The sequence below is a fragment of the Novipirellula galeiformis genome (assembly GCF_007860095.1).
Taxonomy (GTDB): Bacteria; Planctomycetota; Planctomycetia; order Pirellulales; family Pirellulaceae; genus Novipirellula; species Novipirellula galeiformis.
On record NZ_SJPT01000005.1, the window covers coordinates 354607 to 374632 of the forward strand.

Here is a 20026-nt window from a genome sequence, read left to right on the forward strand (position 1 = left end):
TGAATCACCAGGGCTTTCGTTTATATAAAAAAGGGCTGAACCGCGAACTACTTGAGTTCGATCGATCCACCAGCTTCTTCGATTTCAGCCTTGATCTTGTCGCAATCTTCTTTCGAAGCTGCTTCCTTCAAGGTCGCTGGGCAGCTTTCAACCATCTTCTTGGCTTCCATCAGCGAAGCGCCGGTCAGGTTCTTAACGACCTTAACCACGTTCAGCTTCTTGTCGCCGAAACCGGTCAGGATGATGTCCCATTCGGTCTTTTCTTCGACAGCCGCACCACCACCATCGGCAGCAGCAGCCATGACGACTCCACCACCGGCAGCAGGCTCGATGCCGTGGACATCCTTCAAGTAGTCGCTTAGCTCTTTAGCTTGCTTCAGGGTCATACCGGCGATCTTGTCGCCCATTTCTTTCGCTTCGGCGCTGAACTCGGCGACCGCGGTGCCTTCATCGGACATTTCTAATACCTCAAAAACAGTTGGTGATTTGTTACGGAACGACTAACAAAAGAGCAACTACTCGTCGCCTTCTGCGATTTTCTTAATTTGACTGTTAAGCTTCTTGCCCGGACCGAGAAGTGCGGCCGACAATTGCGATCCAGGACCAAGAATTTGACCTGACAACATCGAAATTTGCTCTTCACGATTTGGCCACTTGCTGACTTCCTTCAAGCGATCCGCATCTAGCTTTTCGCCATCCATGACACCGCCAGCAGCGGTAAACTTCGCATACTTGCTGCTGTCCTTGTCAAGTCGAACAAGCTCCTTGACAAGAGAGACGAAATCAGTCGCCCCCCAGCAAACAGCGACTTGCCCTTGAGTTCCCTCAAAAGCATTTGCCAGCGAAGACCCTTCGGTCGCTCGCCGAGCAAGAGAATTCTTGACGACCAGCATGCGAATATTTTTCGCATCGAGTTCGCCACGAAGTTCGTTGGTAGTGATGGCATCCATCCCGACATAGCTCACCAGGACAGCGTCTTCAACACCATCTAGTTCGCGTTTGATGTCGCGAGTCACCAATTCTTTGACGTATTTACTCATCGGTTGGGTTCACTTAATTGCGATTTGTGCAACAGAACGTCTAGTTCAAAAGCCTGATAATCTAAAAGACTTGCTAGTACGCAACTCTCACACTGGGGCTCATCGTTGCACAGATGGCAACGCCTTTGATATAAGTGCCCTTTACGGATTGTGGTTTCATGCCAGAGACGAAATCAACGAACGCGGTAATGTTTTCAGATAGCTTCTCTGAATCGAAGCTCATCTTGCCAACCATCGCGTGAACGTTGCCGCCCTTGTCGTTACGAAACTCAACCTTACCCGCCTTGTACTCGCCAACAACCTTGGCAACATCGGGGGTAACCGTTCCGGCACGCGGGCTCGGCATCAAACCACGAGGGCCAAGGACGCGTCCGAGCGGACCCACCAAACCCATCATGTCAGGGGCGGCGATACACACGTCGAAGTCGGTCCAACCGTCTTTGATTTTCTTGGCTAGGTCTTCTTGACCCACTTCGTCGGCACCGGCTTCTTCAGCAGCCTTCGCCGCGTCGCCTTTAGCGAACACAACGACGCGTTGAGTCTTTCCGATCCCGTTTGGCAAAACAATGCTGCCACGGATGATTTGATCAGCTTGGTTAGGATCGACGCCTAACCGCATATGAACTTCGACCGTTTGATCGAACTTGGTCAAATCGTATTTCTTGAGTGCGTCGACTGCTTCGCCTAGCGGCAGCAGGTTAGCAGGCTGCTTAGCGAGTGACGCACGGTAACGCTTGGATTTCTTACCCATAGGGTCTCGACTCTCATATATGTCGGGTGGTTCGGCGAGGTCACCTGGCCCTTCCGATGCTCACGGTGACCGCTAGTTGCGATTCACAGCACGCCGGATGGCGGCAAACTCTCCCACTTATAAAACGCGATGCTCTGATCTCGCGAAGCGGAAGAATGTCGCCAATTCACTTCGGGACGTCAACGGCAAACGATGCTTCTTGCGATAGTTTTTGTAAGATTCTTATAGAAACTTGCTCGACCAAACTCTCCGGATCGTCAAATCCCCATGTCAGAATCGAACCCAAAGCCCAATTTTGGCGAAGATTCCGCTATAAACGCGGTTTCACTCTGCACATCAAAATGCGTGCCATGCGAGGGGGGTATCCCCAAACTCGATCGCGTCCAAGCCACGCAATGGTGCCGCGCCACCCCGTCCTGGACACTCAGCAGCGATGCAAATCGAATCTCGCGGACGATGAAATGCAAAAACTTTGCCGAAGCGCTGACCCATCTGAATCAAATCGCAGCCTTAGCCGAGACGGAACAACATCATCCCGACCTTCATCTGACGGGCTACCGGAACCTTGGCATTGAATTGACAACGCACGCGATCGACGGGTTAAGCATGAACGACTTCGTGTTGGCGGCAAAGATCGACCAAGCGCTGGACGCCGGCGGTTAAAATACAAACGGTGCAATCGCAGCGGTGAGGTCAAACGGGGACGCTCAAAACGGGATAGCTCGATACGGGCCGCTTAAAATGGGCCGCATAAAATGGGCCGCTTACGAAACACCCGGCCTTAACCAATCGCGGCACGGCCACCACCGCGCTCAAAAACAGCGGCTTTTTACCATAAAAGCCGCCAGATTCAGCGAGCATCCGGACGATACCCCAAGCTTCGCTCGTAGCGCAATCGTCACCCTCGGTCTACCGCTTCACACGGATCCCTAACTCCCTTTCGCGACCCGACCATGATCGAAATCGCCCGCCATCGAGCCCTTGCATTGCTTTCCGAATGCACCGGAGACGAGATTTGGAGCGTCGAGCATTGTCATTTACGGCGTGTTCCGGAGCACTGGATCGAAGAGGACGCCACCCCACTGGAGTCGGGATTTCGCTCGGACAACCAGACGATTTACGTGGGAAAACAGCGGGTAAATCAATACCACGGCGTTCGCGATGTCGATTTGGCGGTCCGAATCGGGCGTGCACTGGGACTCGATGTGGAACGAATCACGGCGAATTCCTTGAGTCGGCGTGGGATCGTTTTAGCGATCAAAGAGGCGATCATGGACGGCGAATAAGCTTTTTAGCCAAAAGCGACTTGCCGAGAAGGATAGGTTCCTGCCATAATCCCAGGCCCGAAAGACGTTTAAGCAACGATTTACTTTCGCACCCACACACATTGTGATTTAGATAAGAGAGAGCTCTGATGGCTGGTCGTAGCAAGAAAAAAGCAGATACCGTGTTCCTCGTTTGCGAAGAAACCGGAGATTACAACTACACCCTTCAGCGTAAAGCTGGCGGCGAAAAGCTTCGCTTGAAGAAGTACAGCGCCCGTTTGCGCAAGCACACTTGGCACATCGAAAAGAAGAAATAGTCTTCGCCAGCAGCCGGGGCAGAGCGAAAGTCAGTCCGATTTTCGTGTCCGCCCCCCACAACCGAGGCCAATCGTGGTCGCATGGTCGAAAGTCCGTGCGACTTTTGCTATTTGGCACCAGGACACTCACTCCTCCTATTTGCGGAGTCAAGGATGCAGCGCCGATGGCGGATCATTCCCCACGATGCTTCCCGCGTGGAGCAACTCGCAGCCTCCGCTAGGGTTCCCGCTGTGGTCGCACAGCTTCTCGTCAGCCGGGGCATCTACAACGCCCAGGACGCAGCCCAGTTTCTCAGCACGAAACTGAAGGACCTGCGAGACCCCAAGGAATTGCCCGGGATCACGGACGCCACTCGGATCATCGCCGCTGCGATCGACGAGAAATTGCCGATCACGATCTATGGTGATTACGATTGCGACGGGATGACCGGAACCGCAATCCTCGTCAACGGTTTGCGATTGCTTCGCGCCGACGTCAGCTACCATGTCCCCAATCGACTCGAGGATGGGTACGGCTTAAACGAAGCTGCGATTCGGAAACTTGCGGATCGCGGAAAGCGGTTGATCATTTCGGTCGACTGTGGGATCACGAGCCGCGAACACGCCGAACTGTGTCGCGAACTCGGTGTCCAACTGATCATCACCGACCATCACACGATCGATGGCGAACTGCCTCGCGCGGATGCGGTTGTCCACCCACGACTTCCCGGCACAAACTATCCGTTTGGCGAACTGTGCGGGGCGGGCGTCGCCTTCAAACTGGCCTGGGCCCTTTGCCAACAAGTCGCCGGTAGCGACCAAGTCACCGAACCGATGCGGCGATTCCTGAGACAATCACTTGCACTGGCGGCAATCGGCACCGTCGCCGACGTTGTCCCGCTGCTGGACGAAAACCGCGTCTTGGTTGAACACGGGCTGAAAACACTCCGCGCCCAACCGTTGCCCGGGCTCGCCGAACTGATGAAGGTCACCAAGCTTGACCAAGCATCCTCGGTCACGTCCGACAGCATCGCGTTTACGATTGCCCCCCGACTGAACGCCGCAGGCCGACTTGGACAAGCCCAGTTAGCGGTGGAACTGTTAACGACCCCCGGCGGCGAGCGTGCCGTTGCCCTAGCCGACTACATCCACCAACTCAATAACGATCGCGACACGCTACAGCGGAGCGTTTATCTTGCCGCACAAAAACAAGCAAAAGATGAATTCGATACCGAAGCGGACGCGGCTCTCGTCCTCGCCGGAGTCGGATGGCACCCCGGGGTGATCGGAGTCGTGGCTGGGCGTTTGGCCGAAAAACACGCCAAACCGGTACTGATTCTCTCCATGGACGCGACGGGCAAGGCCCAAGCGGTGGGCTCAGGCCGAGTCGGAGGAACGGGAATTGATTTACACGAAGCGCTAAGCGAATGCAGCGAGCGATTGCTCAAATTCGGAGGCCACCAAGCGGCCGCGGGATTGACCATCGCGGAAGACCAAATCGCGGCATTTCGAGGTGACTTCTGTGAAGCGGTCGCTCGCCAATGGTCCGAGCGCGAGATTGTCCCAGAGATCGTCATCGACGCCGAAGCCTCGTTTGGTCAACTTAATCTCGAAACGGTCAAACAGATCGAGACGCTGGCACCATTCGGAGCCGGCAATCCCCGCCCAACCTTGTTTTGCGGCAACATCGAACTCGATGAACCGGCCCGGCGGATGGGCGGCGGCGATCGGCACTTGACCGTCAAACTTCGCCAGGGCACCAAAACGATTCGGGGCGTTGCCTTTAGCGCGGGCGATTGGTGCGATCCGCTAAACGCCGTCGACGGACCGATTGAAATTGCCTATCGCCCGGTGATTAACGAGTTCCGTGGATTCCGCAAAGTGGAAATCCACCTGGTCGATTGGCGACTCGCCAACCAGCACGGAAGCACGGACCCGCAAGCGACAAACACCGACAGTCTAGTCGACGCTTAAGTCCGCACCGTTTCAGCGGAAACGTCTGGCGCTGGACGCCGCTGATTCTTGGCCTCGCGAACGATCACCCCCGCCTGCCGACGCGCAAGCTTTGAAGTTGCGTTTTTCGATGTGCTCAGGGCTGCTTGATGTGCTCAGGGCTGCTTGATGTGCTCAGCGCTGCTCGATGCGCTCAGGGCCGAAGGCCCCCAGCGATTCACTGAGTTCCCCGAACCCCGCTGGGCTCGGCTCGGCTGGGCTGGGCTGGGCTGGGCTGGGCTGGACAAACTTCCGGCGCCTTACCCTAAATCGAAGAACGGCCCCTAGATACAAAAACGCAAATCCAAAGCTTGCGACTCGGGTTAGGTTTCAGCTAAGCCGGGTACGTTCGCACGTGCCGCGACAGGCGAAAACAACAGGTCGCTTTGAGACGAAACGAAAGCGGGGCAGACCCTTTACCAGAGCCTGCCCCTTTCGGCGCGACGGAGCGCTTCGCCGGCAACCGAAGCTTACGTTTCTTGACAGCTCCCTGGGATCCTAGACGTCCCGGAGCCGAGTGAGACTAGTTTGCGGATTCAGCCGATCGGCCACCACGACCGCCGCGATCTCCGCGATCCCCACCACGATCTCCGCCGCGACCGCGACCACCACGGTCACCGCCCACTGCGCCGCCACCGCGAGGTCCGCCACGCATGCCGCCTTGAAGCCCTTCGGGGAACTCAAACTTGGCGCCCTTCATTTTCTCGAACGCCGCTTTCTGGTCCGCAGTCAAAACAGCGAGCACTTTGCCTTCGATCTCTTCGCGAACCTCTCCGAATGCTTCTCGCATTTTGTCTCGATCGCCCGCGGCCATCAGCTCACGCATTTTCTCTCGCATTTCCGTCTGAATCGTTTCACGAGTGGTCTCAAACTCCTTCTTCTGAGCGTCGGTGATCTTGAGCGTTTCTTGAACCTCTTCGCTACTGAGCGCTGCAATCCCTTGGACTTGAATGGCGAGTTCGTTCAATCGCGAAAGCTGCTCGGGCAACAGCACCTCTTCGAGTTGTTCGCGCATCTTGCCGCTGCGTTCTTTCCGCTCGGCTTGCATCTTTTGGAAGAATTCAGCGCGTGCTTCTTCGCTGGCATTGCGGAAATCAAAGTCCGGCCGCCCTGCACGCTGACCGCCGTCTTCGCGAATTTTCTTGAGCGCCTCGACTTGCTCAGGCATCAACGCGATTTCCTCGCGAACCTTCTCATTCATCAACAGCCCCAACGTGGGATCACCTCCGCCGGGACCGCCGAAACCGCCGCCGCCGAATCCGCCACGATTACCACCGCGTCGACCTCCTTCTTGGGCCAACGAATCGCCAACTAACAATGCCGTTAACGATACCGCTACAAGGCAAGCCGCAATGTGTCTGATTTTCATTTGAATCGATCCCCGAATGCTTAAGAGAAGTAACTCTGTGGTTTTGTGAATTCATAGCGGTCCTGTTACTCACAGCCAGGATCCACCGCTACGAGCTTTGCGGGGAAACGAAGCCCGCCCCAGGGACAAGCAAGACCAACAAGGGGCAGACGATTTCTCAGAAAAGCTCTAAGACATGAAACCAACGAAGCAGCCGAAGGTTTCGGTCGTTTCAAAAAACGACCGAAAAAGCAAGAAACCAGAGCCAAGACGCGGTTTTCAGTTCGCCGCGGAGGCCGCCGCACGCCAAGGACGGCGGAAGCGATCGCGAACCTCGCCGCCCAACAGCACACATTTGCCTTCGATAGCTTCCTCACCAAACGTCAACAAAAAGACGTGGCTCCCCTTGTCCGCCATCCCCGGCGACTGCAAAAACCAGCGATCGGTCTTGGGCGTGCGCTGCCCCACGCCAAGCCCTCCTTCGCCGATATACACAACGCCACTCTCGTCGTGTTTGCCGTCACGAATGGGCACGGTCCGTTTGATGTTGTGACCATCGGCTTCGCAAACCAAATCCACGTCATACTTCTCAAACAACGGGACCCAACTTTGCAGCGCCGAACTCGGCCCTTTCACTGCGGGAAAGACCGGGGTGTGATACTGCGCGACAAGCCAGCGATACTGAGCTCGCGAGGACGCCAGCTCTTTTTCGAGCCACTGGGCCTGATCCCCCGCCGTGCTGATCTCGGTGTTGAGCGTCACGAAGCGAGCGGCCGGCGTGATGTCGATCGCGTAGTAATTCGGGTCGTCATCGGGAAACCCAAAGACCTCATTGAACGGCTTGCCTCGGTCATGATTGCCGCGCGCCGGGATCACGGGCAACAAGCGGTTGTCCTCGGTGACGGTCAATTCATGATCGGACAACCACATCGACCACTGGGCCACATTCGGCCCGCTGACGATGTAATCGCCGCCGTGAGCGAGCGCCAAAATATCATCCGCAGGATCCTCGTTGGCAAACGAGCGACTCAGCATTTGCGACATCATCTGATTCATGCTGCGGCGCTCTTTTTGATCACTTCGTGAATCACCCCCATGCATCATCGAGAAGGGACGATCGTTATCCGGAGCGGTTAAAAAGTAGAATACCGGCGACGCTTCGCCGTCGCTGGTCATTTGAACTTCATAGTTCGTCGAGGGCTTCAGATCGGTCAGCCGCACATGGTGGTAATACAACTCGACTTGCCCGCCGGTAAACCGCCCGCTGATCGCCGCCACCACCCCCTCATCCTGATCGCTTCCTTTGACTCGGTAGCGAAGGGTGTGCTGCGATCCACTCTCGGCGGTGCTCCAAGAGATTGTTGCCGATGTCGCAGGATCGGAATTCCAAGTGACGCGCCAATGCGCCGGCTTCGTCCCCTCTAGCGGAGCGTCGGCAGCAACATTGGAACTCACGCCGAAACAAAATAGGGCCCCCAACAGCGGAGCCAAGCAAAACGGCATACGAAGCAACGAAAACAAGGGCTTACGAAACATGCGATCAATCGTCTAAGTCAGAGGAAGCGAGGTCAGCAGAGAAGGTGCGATTGTACATCAAAGACTTACTCGCCGTAAAAATCAGCGGCGACAAAACCAACGCCAACGGCACCCCTCCGTTTGCCACTCGAATCAGCGATTCGGGCCAAGCGTTAAAACCAAAGGCCGTCATACGACTGAGCGCCGTGACCACCCCCCAACATGCCATATAGACTGCGATGGCACGCCAACGCGTGACCAACAATAACACGCCGGCGACAACATCGATCACGCCAATCACCAATAACCCTCGCTCCGCCGCCGATTGATCGACGCTACTGCCCAACCATTTGGCGTCCGAAAGCAGGATCAAATCGGTGAACGGCCCATAGAATTGGATCGCTTTGTAACCGTGAACCATGAAGGTCGCCGCGACAGCGAACCGCAGCACCCACAGACCGATGAAGCGGATGCGCGGGATCGAAAAGACCAGCAACGCCATCGGCAATCCATAGCGCACCGCATGCTCGCCCAACGCAAGCTCCGAAAACGCGTCTCCACGAATCATAAAAATCAAGGCGAGCAAGAACATCCACAGGAGAATCCAAGCCAGCGAGGCACGAAAAACAAATCGGCTAACCCAAGGGAGCAAAGCCCCCGACTTCGCTTCGCCCGGACAAAGCGAGAGACGCGCCGTCAACGCGACAAAAAAAGCCGCAACACAACACCCCAATGTGCCAACGTCATCGATTCGCTGTGCGACCTCCTCCGACCAAGACCAATCAAAATACAAGAGCCCGTAAACATCGCTCTCCATTTCGTTTGGCGACCAATAATAGCGTCCCGCCACCCCCACACACTGAAGCACCAACACGAGCAACAAGCAGCGATAAACCCCACTCATCGCGATACACCAAGCGGTGGACTGCTCTGACCCCGCAGGATCTGTCGACACCTCGTTTTCAAGCTGATTCACCTGACGCTGTTCCTTCGCTTCATAATGCGATGACCGGGTCGCCGGGCAACCATGCACGACGATGGTCGCCACTGGCGGATACACCACGCTTCTATCGATAGCCTTCTCTCTACCACCTTCTCTCTACCACCTTGTCTCTACCGACTTCTCTCTACCGCTCAAAAACATAAACCCTCTCAGCGCTCTTCGCTCCCCCCTCCTCTTGGCTCACTTGCAAGCGCAATCACCCATGCGATCAATCGCGACACACAGCAAGCTCCCCCCAGAATGGCAACGAGCGGTGGACGCGCTGATCGAAAAACACGCTGGTGCAACCGCGATCCAATGAGACAAGCAGTGTACTCAATTCCCTCGACACGCCCCGAGCACACGCCCAAAGCACACCACCGGCGACTACCGGCATCGAGTTCACCGCATCGAGTTCACCGCGACGAAAATGACGTGAGTCGCCCTAGCGGAGGCTCAAGCAACCGCCACCCACAAACTTACACCTTGCCGTACAGATTAAAGCTTTCTATGTTATGGGATAGCGTTTCAGCTACATCCCACCTGCCACAACCTGGCAACCTCTGCCCGCCTTCGACATTGAGAGGTCTATATGAACGTGACCAACCGACATCGAATTGACTTCGATTTTCCCTATGTTCGGTGGTGCACGATGATGGCGATCGGGCTGTTTGGGTGCGTGGTCAGTCGCGCCCAAGACGCTTCGTTTGAATCTGCTCCGATCCATTACTTGAGCGCACCGGTGCACGATCCGGTGGCCGAATTAGCGGCGAAAGTCGACGCGGGCGATGTGAGCTTGAAATACGACCCCAAGCATGGCTACTTGAAATCGGTTCTCGAGGCGCTCGAAGTTCCGGTCAGCTCACAAACGCTGGTGTTTTCCAAGACGAGTTTGCAACTGCGCCGCATCACTCCGCGCCGCCCCCGGGCGTTGTACTTCAACGACAACGTGTACGTGGGATGGTGCCAACGAGGCGATGTGATCGAGTTTGCGGCAACCGATGCGAAACAAGGGGCGATGTTTTATACGTTGAGCCAATCGCCCGATGAGACGCCAAAATTCGTGCGTGACCGAGGACAATGTTTGACCTGCCACGCCTCCAGCCGAACGCAGAACGTTCCGGGCTACCTAGTCCGCAGTGTATTTGCCGACCCCGCAGGTCATCCAATCCTTGGTAGCGGCACCTACACGACCGATCACACCAGCCCTTTCGAAGAACGCTGGGGCGGCTGGTACGTCACCGGCACCCACGGCGAGATGCGTCACATGGGCAACCAGACCTACCAACCCGAGGATCAGCAAGACGACCTAGAACGAGGAGCCAATCGCGAGTCGCTCGACGGGATCGTCTCGACGACGCCGTACTTGTCGCCCCACAGCGATTTGGTTGCGTTGATGGTGCTGGAGCATCAGACGCAGATGCATAACGCGATCGCCGCGGCGAATTACGAAACCCGTCAAGCGACCCATCAATCGTACCAAATGAACGAATTTCTTGGTCGCGAACCAGATTTTTTGAGCGAGAGTGCCCAGCGCCGAATCGCCGCGTCGGTGGACCGGGTCGTCAAGCACCTGTTGATGTGCGACGAATTTCAATTGACCTCGCCCGTTTCGGGGACGAGCGGATTCGCCGAGGAGTTTAGCGGCGGCGGGATTCGCGATTCCAAGGGACGATCGCTTCGTGAACTCGAGCTCAACACGCGACTGTTTCGCTATCCGTGCAGCTACCTGATCTACTCGGACGCGTTCGATGGATTGCCCGTTGAGGTCCGCAGCAGGATCATCACACGATTGACAGCGATCCTCAAAAACGAGGTGGACGATCCCGAGTTTGCTCATTTAACTCCCCCCTTGCGTTCGGAACTCCTGGAAATTCTGTGCGAGACAAAGCCCGGTTTTGCCGAAAACAAGGAACACGCGAGTTCCTTGTGAGCAAGAAACTAACGTCGAGGACGCTAATCCCCCCCGACGGAAGTGCATGAATATCCATTCTGAGCTGGAAAATCGGCTTAGCATGTAGCCAGGCGGGGCCGCTTTTCTCGATTTTGGAAGTAAAACGCGAAGTCAACTTGTCAAAAATCGCCAAAGCCGCTATTTTGCGATGCCCCTTTGCTAAAGTGCAAAGCCCCAACTCTTCGCTGAACCGCGAAGACCTGAATACCGTTTAACAATCTCCCTCTCTCGAATTTGACCGACTGAGCCGTAATATGACCATGGATCGCAGCCTCAAGGTGCAAGCCGGGGCAATTAAGTCGCGAAACGTGCTGACTCGGGCTGAGCGTATCGCTCGCCTGACAGAACTGGACCGTTTTGACCCAGAAGCCAGCGTCGTTGGCATGGCGAAAGTACGCGTTCCTAAAGTTTCGCTGAAGAGAAAGAAAAAAGTGAAGAAGGAAGACGATCCGAAGGATGCCAAGAAGAAGAAGTAGAGTTGGGCTTCACCCCCGATCGATTTTGGGAGGGGTGTCCACATCGCTTCGGCATCTTATTCCAGCGGTTCCTTAGCTCATTGCATCGTGAATGGCTTCGTTTTGAGACGGAGTTCAGACAAGCAACTTCGCGATTTCGAGCTTCACAATCGCCGTCTGACCCATCCTGCCTTACGCTTACAGTGAAAGCCGATCGAGTAACACCACGTGAACTCGGTCGGTTTTTTTTTGTCGATATAGAGCTCGATTTTCGGTGTCATCACTAGACCCGATGGGACAGTTGAAGAAACATGGATGGAATGAACCCTCCTCAACAAACGCTCACGGGCTCGAATCCCGATTCGCCAGAACGCGATGACATCGAGAATCCTCGTTTGGGTAAGCAAGCTCCCCTTGCTCTACCGGGCGACGAAAGCAATGTGTGCGATTCAAGCTTGCCCGAAAGCGGGATTGATCCACAACGATTGCCGCGGCCCGACGAGACTCAACCTCTGAAGATTTTGTGGCAGTACGTGATCGTACTGGGCGCGGTCCACTTGGTTGCCCTGCTGGCATTTTTGCCCTTCAGCTTCAGCTACCTGTTCACTTGGTCAGGATTGATTTTCGGCATCCTGGGGCACTTTACCTTTGGGATGCTTGGAATCACGGTGGGTTATCACCGCTTGTTGACGCATCGCGGGTTCAGCTGTCCCAAATGGCTTGAGCACACATTCGCTATCCTTGGCATGTGCAACCTACAAGACAGCCCGTCGCGTTGGGTCGCCATCCATCGCATGCATCATCAACACAGCGACCACCAACCCGATCCACACTCTCCTTTGGTGGGATTTCTATGGGGGCACATGGGTTGGGTGGTTTGTCGACACAAAGACCTCGACCGCACCAGCCACTATGAGCGATACGTTCGCGATTTGCTTCGCGACCCGTTCTATCTGAAACTTGAACGTCGTGGGGGATGGTTCTTTGTGTTCGTCGCTCATGCATTGATGATCGTGTTAGCCGGTGCGACGTTTGGTTACTTCGCCAGCGGCGGCTTGGCTTCGGAATCGCTACGCTACGCCTACAGCTGGGCGGTATGGGCGATCGCGGTCCGAACGGTCTTCGTTCTGCATGGAACCTGGGCGGTGAACTCCCTCTCTCATGTGTTTGGCTATCGCAACTACCAAACGCGTGACAACAGTCGCAACAATTGGTTGGTCGCCTTGTTTTCGCACGGCGAAGGTTGGCATAACAATCACCATGCCGAACCGCGTTCCGCCGCGCATGGCCACCGCTGGTACGAATTTGACATGTCTTGGCGCGTGATCCAATTGCTTGAAATGGTGGGATTGGCCAAGGATGTCGTTCGCCCCAAGGGCTCCGGAAAACGCAAACAACCGACGGGTTAATCGATGAACGAATTTGCTTGCGAGCGTTGCGGATCCCATGCAAACCCGCAGCCTTGCATGCTCGTTTCTGCAGCCTGCTCGCAATTGTCACTGGCTCGGAAACCGCTTCGCTCGACGTTGAGAAAGCCCCCACCACCGAGCCCTTGACTGGGACATCGCCGCGAATCACCGCAACCTCTATGATCCCATGCCTGTGACACGACGCCCGTGATCACAACGATGGAAGCGAAACAAATGACTGACTCGACACCTCCAATGCCTGCCCCCGACTCACCCCACTCGAAGCCCACGGCCGCCGATACAGCGGGGGCAATCGATCGTGGTCCAATCATCCGGCTGGATGATTTCATGAAATGCCGAGGCCTTGTTGGCACCGGGGGCGAAGCCAAAATATTGATCCAAGCGGGCGATGTTTGCCTGAACGGCGAAGTCGAAACGCGGCGGCGAAAGCAGTTGGTGATTGGGGACGTCGTGGACTTTGACGACGAAACCTTGATTGTCAACGAAACCGACTTCGACTGAGCCCTCGACTCAGCAGCCATCCTCGCTGCAGCCCCCGCCCAGTCGAGTCCTACGCGAAATCACGGAGCAGGACGATAGCGGATCAAACGCCCAAAAACTTGTTTGCGGATCTGCCCAGCGAACTCCCCGCCGAACTCGTCCATGTCCTTGTCGAAACTCCATCGATCCGGATCGAACGGATCGTTTCGACGGGGCAGCGCAGCGATGCTGGATTCTGGTACGACCAAAATGAATCGGAATGGGTCATCGTATTAAAAGGCCAAGCCGAACTTAGCTTTGCCGACGGCACGCCCCCAAAGTCAATGTGCCCAGGCGATCATGTGATGATCCCAGCGCACCAAAAGCACCGCATCGAATGGACCTCGCCGAGCGAACCCACCGTGTGGCTCGCGATCTTCTTTCCCTAGCGCAACATCGCCACGACGAAAGTCGCGTTGCCGAACAAAGGGGACACACCGGCAACGCGATGTCCGACTATTCGGCGCCCAGACTGAATAACGAATCGCTGGGGGGACGTTTTCGGCACGAAAACGACACCGCATCATAGTCGTCGATGGCGATCGCATTTGCATCCTTCGGATCCAACAACACACTTTGGCCGCGCCCAGCGTTGCCCTTGCTCTCCGCGTTTTCCGCCATTTCGGTCAGCAGCGATGCCAGAAATCGATAGGCTGCCGGAGTCCCGTCAAGTTCTAAATACTTGCGTTCGGCAGCTAACGGTTGGCCCCCTTGCTTGACCGTTTGTTGATGCGAATAGATTCGCAAACTTCCGGTGGGTAACTCCGCAAGAAGTTGGTGAATTTTCATTTGGTACCTTGAAGGTCAAAGAATGGAGAATCAGCGAGTCGTTTCGCTGATCGCAATGCGAGCCTGGGTTACATCGAGGAATCCGATCGGAACGTACCCCCACAGTCCCCCATCGACGAATGCGGTATTAGCGTCGGCATTATAGAGAGAAACGCAGCGAACGCTACGAAGGCAAAACGCCACGCTCAACAAGAGACATCACGCCCCTCGCTGGTGAATCGATTCCAGCCCTAACGCGGATCATCCGGCGTGAAACGAAGCTTCCCGCGTGACGCGGATCCCGCAAGCGAGAAAGGCTGTATTGGAAAGAAGGAACGTCCGCAGCTCGAAACGTCATCAAAGGGAGCATCACGCAAGGGCAATCGAACTGCGGACGTCATGCGACAAGTACCATTATGCGACCGGTGCCGTGATGGAGTTAGCGGGTTACTAGGTTGAGGAATTTCGCTTCATCGTTTCGATCCAATGCTTCAGCACCGACGCGTCAGATTCGAGGCAACCGACTCTTGTGCCAAGACAGCCGAGCGCCGTACGGTTGGCGTCTTTGCCTGTGGCCGCATCGATGACCCAAGCCGTTCGGGCATTTTCGAAGTCGCGTGTCATAGTGATGCCGTCTCGGGATGCGTTTTCCCGCTCGGTTTGCCTTGCATTATCCGATTGCGTGTGATCCAAACGCTACAGGGGGCATGCCGCAATACAAACCGTGAGGTGCTGCCCATCAAGACTCGCCCTAGTCGAGTTCGCGGCGTTTCGCCTACGACGACAATGTCACAACGATTTTCCTCAAGATAGCTCACCAAGCCTTCGCCAATGTGGCTGTGCACGATCGACTCAACATGCACATGCGAGGCCGTTTTGCGAAGCCACTCAGCTGCCTTGAGGGCGGTGCTTTCAGCCAAATTGCGTCGCGCTGATTCTTCAAATCCTCCCGAAAACAACACCGTGACGACACGTAAATCGGGTTCGGCTCCCCACCCCACCTCCGCGATCTCTTGGAGCGCCGCTTCCGCCGCTTCGGAATCTTCATAGGCGATCGCAATCCGTATCGGATGATTTGCCTCGCGGATCTCGGTCGGACGAACGACCAATACGCTGCACGTGGCATGGGTGGCCACGTAATCGCTAGTGCTGCCTAAAACAATTCGCTCGACCAGCGAGTGTCCGCGGGCGCCGAGGACCACAAAGTCAACACGTTCACGGTTGGCCACATCCACGATGGTCTCGGCGACGTGACCTTCTTTGATGATGTGCTTCAACGTCACATTAGCGCCGTCGAACCTCGACTCTACCTTGGCAAAGGTGGCAACGGCCCGCTCGCGCTCGCGTTCTAAAATGATTTGCACCCAATCGCCCAACAACGTCATACTTCCGGCCGTGGGCACGTACAGCACCGACAGCACTGTGATTTCGACTTTGTCCTCATGAGGCAAGTGAGCCAAGAACCAAGTCGCCTCATTCGCATGTGGCGAATCATCCGTGGCCAACAGAATTTTTCTCATCACAAAGTCTCCCAGGGAAGTTTCTTTCTGGATTGGCGAAATTGGCAAACGCTGTGCCAACTTCGATTTACTTTGCCATGATGCCCGCTTTGGGATTTCCGAGCGAAGCAATCTTTGAGCCTCCACGTGCATCATCACCATGATCCCCCGCTCACGTTACCGCGTGACGTGAGCCTGTGCAGGCGGGTGGCTTGCTTCTGAATCACCGCGAGATTGCGACCCTGTGGATCCATGCGGTGGCATGAAAGCAAGCGGCTGATCCGAACCTCGCTTTGATTCGCCACAAACGAAGGTCGGATTGCAATCGTGATGCGACCCAACCGATGGACGTCTCGCAAAACCAGCCAACGCGCGAAGCCTATCTCAACGTTAGGTTGATGCGATTGAAATCTGGCCCATGCATTTGCTCAGCGCTGATATCCCATGGAGACAAGAGCGCGAACAGGATCAATCTGTCCCCTGGGTCTCGAGGTTTGCGTGCGATTGAATCCGAGTTCACAGACCGCTGACGCTCGTTCACCGCGATCGCAATTGACACACTCGCACACATGCGACGAACCATGTCGCACAGTTGCGTCGGCCCCCTCTCGGCCAACACGCTGGGGCCCGACTCGCTGGGGTCCAACTCTACGAGATCGGCAAAGCTACGATGGAGGGGAAAAGGATTCAACGCAGCGAACCGTTGCTCAACAATCACCGTTGCTTAACAATCATTCATGATCACGTCATCGAGTCGCCGCCGGGGCGTTGGTTGCACCTCGATGCCGTACCCCAATCGCATCAAGACTTGGGGGTGTTGGTCGGATCTCATCAGCTTCGCGAGCTTGGGGCGCAACGACGGCAGTTCAATCGGCTGGTTCATAAACGAGGCATCCACCGACCATGCCGCAGCACGCAGCAGGATCTTGCCGAGGGCTTGTCCACACGCAATCCAATCGGCGGGCATATCCGTTGAGGTGCTGATCAATGCGAGCAGAGGTGAACCTTCGGCGAGTTGGCGATCTTTGGCTGCTTGTTCCGCCCCCCAATCAAACGTGCGGACCATAAAGCTATCAAAATTCGATGCAAAGTTGCTGGCGCCATGCGTGTAAGCGGGAAGTCCATCTCGCCGCCAACTGTGGTTCGAATGACTCCACTTGGCAAGTTCACGTCGAAAGTGACGATCACTCGCCTGCAACCGGTCTCCCTCGGAAACCAGATCCGCGATCGCATGTTTCCCTTGGCTGGTACTCGCAAAATGAAGCCCAACATGCTCGGCTTTCGCATCATCGATCCATTCGGCTTGCAAGGCCGGGTCGACCTCGCGAGGCTCGAATGGGAAGCGATTGGTGCGTCGTTTGGGGATCGCCTCGAAGAGCATCCGTTCGTCATCACACGTTTCGTGCGATCCGGCAACGAGTACGCGGGCGAGCCGATTGGGATTTGCGGGGTCGGGCAGGATCCGAACCAACGTCGCCAGCCCGTCAAACTTCATTGCCAACCGCAAGTGATACAGCGCCGCTCCGCAGCTGATCAGCAACTCACGCTGCTCGGGGTCGACGACGGGGCAAGCCCGCCGCCGATCCGCCATCAGCTCGACACCATCCTTCATGATGCGAAACAGCCAGGGCTGAGTGTTGTAGTTCGACGGCGCCTGGACCGCTTGCCCCACCGCATTGCGGAGTCGCCCAATCAGAGTGGTTTGTGATGTCGATTCCGTACTCATTGATTTGCCACACACTTAAATTGTTTTGTCACATACTTGGATGCGAAGGAAAGTTCGCTACGCCAACGGCGTACTCCAAAAAGGTGCAAACAGTGCGCCACGTCACGGCAATCGAAACATGCGCAGACACATTCCTCTCGCACCAGAATGATCGACAACCGCTCGCTACAGCACGGGGCTGAACAAACGTGCGATGGCGGTACCAACGCGAGCCAACCAGGGTCGGAGTGGCCCGTCCAACGCATTGCTCCACTGAGATTCGGCAAAATCTTGCTCCAGCATGTTGGCGACTTCTGTGATCAAGCTTGGTTCTGCGATCGCCACCATCAATTCAAAGTTCAAGTGCAAGGAACGATTGTCAAAGTTGGTCGACCCGATCAACACCAACTCATCATCGACCAAAACGCATTTTTGATGCAACACGCCTCCTTGATATCGATAAACCGGAATTCCAAGCTCCGCCAACTCTTGTTCGTAGTGGTACCCGGCCATGTAGACCGCCCATTGGTCGGCAACCGAGGGAATCAAGAGTCGCACATCCACCCCACGCGCCCGCGCCATCGACAACGCTACCATCAAGGCGTCATCGGGAACCAAATACGGCGTGCTAATCCACAATCGCTCTCTCGCCGCCCCCGCTACCGCCGCGAACATCATCGTAGCGCGTGGCCGTGGATCGGCAGGTCCGGTGGCACACACCGCTGCTAACCCCGAGTCGTTTTGCGGGTTGGGATCGCGATCCCATCTTGCCTCCGGCAAATCGATCCGCGCCGCCCAGTAGTAGTCACCCGCAAACACGGCTTGAACTTTTCTTGCCAATTCGCCATGGATCTCCACCGCGGTGTCGCGCCACCGCGTCACCCAACTCGCCTTGCCAAGATACTCATCCCCTAAATTCAAACCGCCCACGATGGCGACCTTGCCGTCGACGATCACCAACTTGCGATGATTGCGAAAATTGATTTGAAATCGGTTCACGAATCCTTGCCGTGTGTTAAACGCACGGACGTCGACGCCTCCCTCGGCCAAGCGATCCAAGTAGGCTTGGCTCAGCCGCAAACACCCTACTTCGTCATACAACAATCGCACCACAACCCCACGCGCTGCGGATGCGACTAAGGCCTCGGCAACTCGATTCCCCAGCTCGTCATCGCGAATGATATAGAAAGCGAGGTAGAGATACTCTTGTGCCGCTTCAATCTGGGATAGCAACGTGTCGAAGAACGCTTCGCCGTCAATCAGTAGCCGAAAGGTATTGCCCGTGCAGAGGGGCGTGTCCAAAACATCGGCCAAATACTCCAACGTCGTGTTGGCCGATGTCGTGCTGGCCGACGTTGACCGCGCGTTCACTTCGGTGACCAATTCTCGACGAACCAACTCGACCGATTGGACATACCGCTCGCCTACGGCACGAATCGCTTCTCGATAACCTTCGAAGCGGTGCCGCGCAAACACCCAATACATCGGCAATACCAGGAACGGAATTGTGATCAAACCAATCACCCACGCCACCGCCGCCTGGGATGTACGAACATGACGTAGCGAGTGAAACGCAGATGCGATTGCCAACAGTTCGATCAAAATCACGATCGCGGGAATCACCGTGATGAACCACCACTGGTCGGTAAGTGAATCAAATATCGACATAATAGAACATTGTACCGCAATTAGTTGCCTCGACTCCCAGCCGAGCGCCCCCTCAGTTCGCTCCTTTCGCGTTGCAAACCATCGAAACTACGAGCGTCACAAGCCCAAAAACTCAATTCACCGGCTCGTGGATCCACCGGAGCCTGCATCTGCGGTGCTGTGCACATTGTCTCGCGTCGCCGTTAGCAATCGGTTCTGTTTGTCACGCTCCTTCCACGCTACGTCAACCGGCCGCCCCATTTCCGCTTCGGCCCGTGGTTTGCAAGCTTGCAAGATTTGCACATGGAATACCGCTCGACCGGGGGATTACCGCGTGCAGGTGCATCGAGATGACATTTATCGTTACCACCACCCTCAAGTTTCTCATTCCTGTTTCAATCGTGGAGACCGAAACATGTCAGGATTAATAGCCAAGCGAATCGTTGTCCCCGTCGATTTCAGTAAGATGTCGCTTGATGCCGTCGACCAAGCGCTCGAAATCGTTGAAAACGAAGGTTCGATTGATGTGATCCATGTGCTCTCGACCTTGCCCGCGATGGAGTATGGCAACTTGTATGGCACGGTCACCGATGAAACTCGAATTGAACACGTCAAAAAGAATCTTCGCGAACGGCTGTCCGACGCCAAACACGCCGCGACGACCATTCATGTGAGCATCGGCGATGCGGGGCGTGAAATCACAAGTTTCGCCGAACGCGAACACGCCGATTTGATCGTCATTCCGTCTCACGGCTATGGGTTTGTCAAACATATCTTGCTGGGCTCGGTAGCCGAACGCGTGGTCCGGCTCGCCCATTGTCCGGTGCTTGTGTTACGCAACTAAGCGGTTTGCAACACCG

The 20026-nt window shown here is 55.8% G+C and carries 21 protein-coding genes; 10 read left to right on the forward strand and 11 right to left on the reverse strand.

Annotation, left to right across the window (positions count from 1 at the left end; translation table 11 throughout):
* Positions 1-47: 47 nt before the first annotated feature.
* The 3 genes from rplL to rplA all read right to left on the reverse strand — a co-directional run bounded on the left by rplL (position 48) and on the right by rplA (position 1791).
* On the reverse strand, positions 48-458 hold the full coding sequence (gene rplL, locus Pla52o_RS15180; protein ID WP_146595450.1) for a 50S ribosomal protein L7/L12: 411 nt from the start codon (positions 456-458) through the stop codon (positions 48-50).
* 57 nt (positions 459-515) lie between these two features.
* Positions 516-1040: a 50S ribosomal protein L10 gene (rplJ, locus tag Pla52o_RS15185; protein WP_146595451.1), complete on the reverse strand. Its 525-nt coding sequence runs from the start codon at positions 1038-1040 to the stop codon at positions 516-518.
* Positions 1041-1113: 73 nt separating this feature from the next.
* Positions 1114-1791, reverse strand: coding sequence for a 50S ribosomal protein L1 (rplA, locus tag Pla52o_RS15190; RefSeq protein WP_146595452.1), 678 nt, complete (start codon positions 1789-1791; stop codon positions 1114-1116).
* Between the two features lie 267 nt (positions 1792-2058).
* Between rplA and Pla52o_RS15195 the strand changes: the two genes are divergently transcribed.
* From Pla52o_RS15195 to recJ, 4 genes are all read left to right on the forward strand, one after another.
* Positions 2059-2454: a 4a-hydroxytetrahydrobiopterin dehydratase gene (locus Pla52o_RS15195; RefSeq protein ID WP_146595453.1), complete on the forward strand. Its 396-nt coding sequence runs from the start codon at positions 2059-2061 to the stop codon at positions 2452-2454.
* Between the two features lie 290 nt (positions 2455-2744).
* Positions 2745-3077 carry a hypothetical protein gene (locus Pla52o_RS15200; RefSeq protein ID WP_231612373.1) on the forward strand — a complete coding sequence of 111 codons (333 nt, stop codon included), beginning with the start codon at positions 2745-2747 and terminating at the stop codon, positions 3075-3077.
* Between the two features lie 128 nt (positions 3078-3205).
* Positions 3206-3373: a 50S ribosomal protein L33 gene (gene rpmG, locus Pla52o_RS15205; protein ID WP_146595454.1), complete on the forward strand. Its 168-nt coding sequence runs from the start codon at positions 3206-3208 to the stop codon at positions 3371-3373.
* A gap of 153 nt (positions 3374-3526) precedes the next feature.
* Positions 3527-5326 carry a single-stranded-DNA-specific exonuclease RecJ gene (gene recJ, locus Pla52o_RS15210; RefSeq protein ID WP_231612374.1) on the forward strand — a complete coding sequence of 600 codons (1800 nt, stop codon included), beginning with the start codon at positions 3527-3529 and terminating at the stop codon, positions 5324-5326.
* A gap of 541 nt (positions 5327-5867) precedes the next feature.
* On the opposite strand, the gene Pla52o_RS15215 is transcribed toward recJ, so the two are convergent.
* The 3 genes from Pla52o_RS15215 to Pla52o_RS15225 form a co-directional block, all read right to left on the reverse strand.
* A complete protein-coding gene (locus tag Pla52o_RS15215; RefSeq protein ID WP_146595455.1) occupies positions 5868-6713 on the reverse strand; it encodes a hypothetical protein in 846 nt (281 codons plus the stop codon).
* 258 nt (positions 6714-6971) lie between these two features.
* The gene (locus Pla52o_RS15220; protein ID WP_231612375.1) at positions 6972-8228 is read right to left on the reverse strand and encodes a purple acid phosphatase family protein; all 1257 of its coding nucleotides are present in this window, start codon (positions 8226-8228) and stop codon (positions 6972-6974) included.
* 4 nt (positions 8229-8232) lie between these two features.
* The gene (locus tag Pla52o_RS15225) at positions 8233-9183 is read right to left on the reverse strand and encodes a hypothetical protein (RefSeq protein ID WP_197169264.1); all 951 of its coding nucleotides are present in this window, start codon (positions 9181-9183) and stop codon (positions 8233-8235) included.
* A 598-nt stretch (positions 9184-9781) separates the two neighbouring features.
* On the opposite strand from Pla52o_RS15225, the gene Pla52o_RS15230 reads away from it, so the two are divergent.
* The 5 genes from Pla52o_RS15230 (at position 9782) to Pla52o_RS15250 (ending at position 13936) form a co-directional block, all read left to right on the forward strand.
* Positions 9782-11122, forward strand: a complete 1341-nt coding sequence (locus Pla52o_RS15230) for a hypothetical protein (protein WP_231612376.1) — start codon at positions 9782-9784, stop codon at positions 11120-11122.
* Positions 11123-11397: 275 nt separating this feature from the next.
* Positions 11398-11619, forward strand: a complete 222-nt coding sequence (locus Pla52o_RS15235; RefSeq protein WP_146595456.1) for a small basic protein — start codon at positions 11398-11400, stop codon at positions 11617-11619.
* 299 nt (positions 11620-11918) lie between these two features.
* Entirely contained in the window at positions 11919-13007 is a 1089-nt protein-coding gene (locus Pla52o_RS15240) for an acyl-CoA desaturase (RefSeq protein WP_231612377.1), read from the forward strand.
* A 234-nt stretch (positions 13008-13241) separates the two neighbouring features.
* Positions 13242-13529 carry an RNA-binding S4 domain-containing protein gene (locus Pla52o_RS15245; RefSeq protein ID WP_231612378.1) on the forward strand — a complete coding sequence of 96 codons (288 nt, stop codon included), beginning with the start codon at positions 13242-13244 and terminating at the stop codon, positions 13527-13529.
* A gap of 98 nt (positions 13530-13627) precedes the next feature.
* Positions 13628-13936: a cupin domain-containing protein gene (locus Pla52o_RS15250; RefSeq protein WP_231612379.1), complete on the forward strand. Its 309-nt coding sequence runs from the start codon at positions 13628-13630 to the stop codon at positions 13934-13936.
* Between the two features lie 67 nt (positions 13937-14003).
* Here Pla52o_RS15250 and Pla52o_RS15255 read toward each other — a convergent pair whose 3' ends face one another.
* The 5 genes from Pla52o_RS15255 to cls all read right to left on the reverse strand — a co-directional run bounded on the left by Pla52o_RS15255 (position 14004) and on the right by cls (position 19187).
* Positions 14004-14336 carry a hypothetical protein gene (locus tag Pla52o_RS15255; RefSeq protein ID WP_146595458.1) on the reverse strand — a complete coding sequence of 111 codons (333 nt, stop codon included), beginning with the start codon at positions 14334-14336 and terminating at the stop codon, positions 14004-14006.
* A gap of 429 nt (positions 14337-14765) precedes the next feature.
* Positions 14766-14939, reverse strand: coding sequence for a hypothetical protein (locus Pla52o_RS26940; RefSeq protein WP_197169265.1), 174 nt, complete (start codon positions 14937-14939; stop codon positions 14766-14768).
* A complete protein-coding gene (locus Pla52o_RS15260; RefSeq protein ID WP_146595459.1) occupies positions 14936-15835 on the reverse strand; it encodes a universal stress protein in 900 nt (299 codons plus the stop codon). Before Pla52o_RS15260 ends, Pla52o_RS26940 begins: the two co-directional genes overlap by 4 nt.
* 703 nt (positions 15836-16538) lie before the next feature.
* A complete protein-coding gene (locus Pla52o_RS15265; RefSeq protein ID WP_146595460.1) occupies positions 16539-17540 on the reverse strand; it encodes an Acg family FMN-binding oxidoreductase in 1002 nt (333 codons plus the stop codon).
* 165 nt (positions 17541-17705) lie between these two features.
* Entirely contained in the window at positions 17706-19187 is a 1482-nt protein-coding gene (gene cls, locus Pla52o_RS15270) for a cardiolipin synthase (RefSeq protein WP_146595461.1), read from the reverse strand.
* A gap of 394 nt (positions 19188-19581) precedes the next feature.
* Here cls and Pla52o_RS15275 point away from each other — a divergent pair, with 394 nt between their 5' ends.
* Positions 19582-20010: a universal stress protein gene (locus Pla52o_RS15275; RefSeq protein WP_146595462.1), complete on the forward strand. Its 429-nt coding sequence runs from the start codon at positions 19582-19584 to the stop codon at positions 20008-20010.
* The last annotated feature ends 16 nt before the right edge of the window (positions 20011-20026 follow it).

Excerpts from the sequence above, each read along its gene's own strand:
- rplA (WP_146595452.1), bottom strand. The coding sequence starts at position 1,791 with ATGGGTAAGAAATCCAAGCGTTACCGTGCGTCACTCGCTAAGCAGCCT.
- Pla52o_RS15260 (WP_146595459.1), bottom strand. The coding sequence starts at position 15,835 with ATGAGAAAAATTCTGTTGGCCACGGATGATTCGCCACATGCGAATGAG.
- Pla52o_RS15240 (WP_231612377.1), top strand. The coding sequence starts at position 11,919 with ATGAACCCTCCTCAACAAACGCTCACGGGCTCGAATCCCGATTCGCCA.
- Pla52o_RS15275 (WP_146595462.1), top strand. The coding sequence starts at position 19,582 with ATGTCAGGATTAATAGCCAAGCGAATCGTTGTCCCCGTCGATTTCAGT.
- rpmG (WP_146595454.1), top strand. The coding sequence starts at position 3,206 with ATGGCTGGTCGTAGCAAGAAAAAAGCAGATACCGTGTTCCTCGTTTGC.
- Pla52o_RS15230 (WP_231612376.1), top strand. The coding sequence starts at position 9,782 with ATGAACGTGACCAACCGACATCGAATTGACTTCGATTTTCCCTATGTT.
- Pla52o_RS15200 (WP_231612373.1), top strand. The coding sequence starts at position 2,745 with ATGATCGAAATCGCCCGCCATCGAGCCCTTGCATTGCTTTCCGAATGC.
- rplL (WP_146595450.1), bottom strand. The coding sequence starts at position 458 with ATGTCCGATGAAGGCACCGCGGTCGCCGAGTTCAGCGCCGAAGCGAAA.
- recJ (WP_231612374.1), top strand. The coding sequence starts at position 3,527 with ATGCAGCGCCGATGGCGGATCATTCCCCACGATGCTTCCCGCGTGGAG.
- Pla52o_RS15265 (WP_146595460.1), bottom strand. The coding sequence starts at position 17,540 with ATGAGTACGGAATCGACATCACAAACCACTCTGATTGGGCGACTCCGC.
- Pla52o_RS15215 (WP_146595455.1), bottom strand. The coding sequence starts at position 6,713 with ATGAAAATCAGACACATTGCGGCTTGCCTTGTAGCGGTATCGTTAACG.
- cls (WP_146595461.1), bottom strand. The coding sequence starts at position 19,187 with ATGTCGATATTTGATTCACTTACCGACCAGTGGTGGTTCATCACGGTG.
- Pla52o_RS26940 (WP_197169265.1), bottom strand. The coding sequence starts at position 14,939 with ATGACACGCGACTTCGAAAATGCCCGAACGGCTTGGGTCATCGATGCG.
- Pla52o_RS15245 (WP_231612378.1), top strand. The coding sequence starts at position 13,242 with ATGACTGACTCGACACCTCCAATGCCTGCCCCCGACTCACCCCACTCG.
- Pla52o_RS15235 (WP_146595456.1), top strand. The coding sequence starts at position 11,398 with ATGACCATGGATCGCAGCCTCAAGGTGCAAGCCGGGGCAATTAAGTCG.
- Pla52o_RS15220 (WP_231612375.1), bottom strand. The coding sequence starts at position 8,228 with ATGTTTCGTAAGCCCTTGTTTTCGTTGCTTCGTATGCCGTTTTGCTTG.
- rplJ (WP_146595451.1), bottom strand. The coding sequence starts at position 1,040 with ATGAGTAAATACGTCAAAGAATTGGTGACTCGCGACATCAAACGCGAA.
- Pla52o_RS15255 (WP_146595458.1), bottom strand. The coding sequence starts at position 14,336 with ATGAAAATTCACCAACTTCTTGCGGAGTTACCCACCGGAAGTTTGCGA.
- Pla52o_RS15195 (WP_146595453.1), top strand. The coding sequence starts at position 2,059 with ATGTCAGAATCGAACCCAAAGCCCAATTTTGGCGAAGATTCCGCTATA.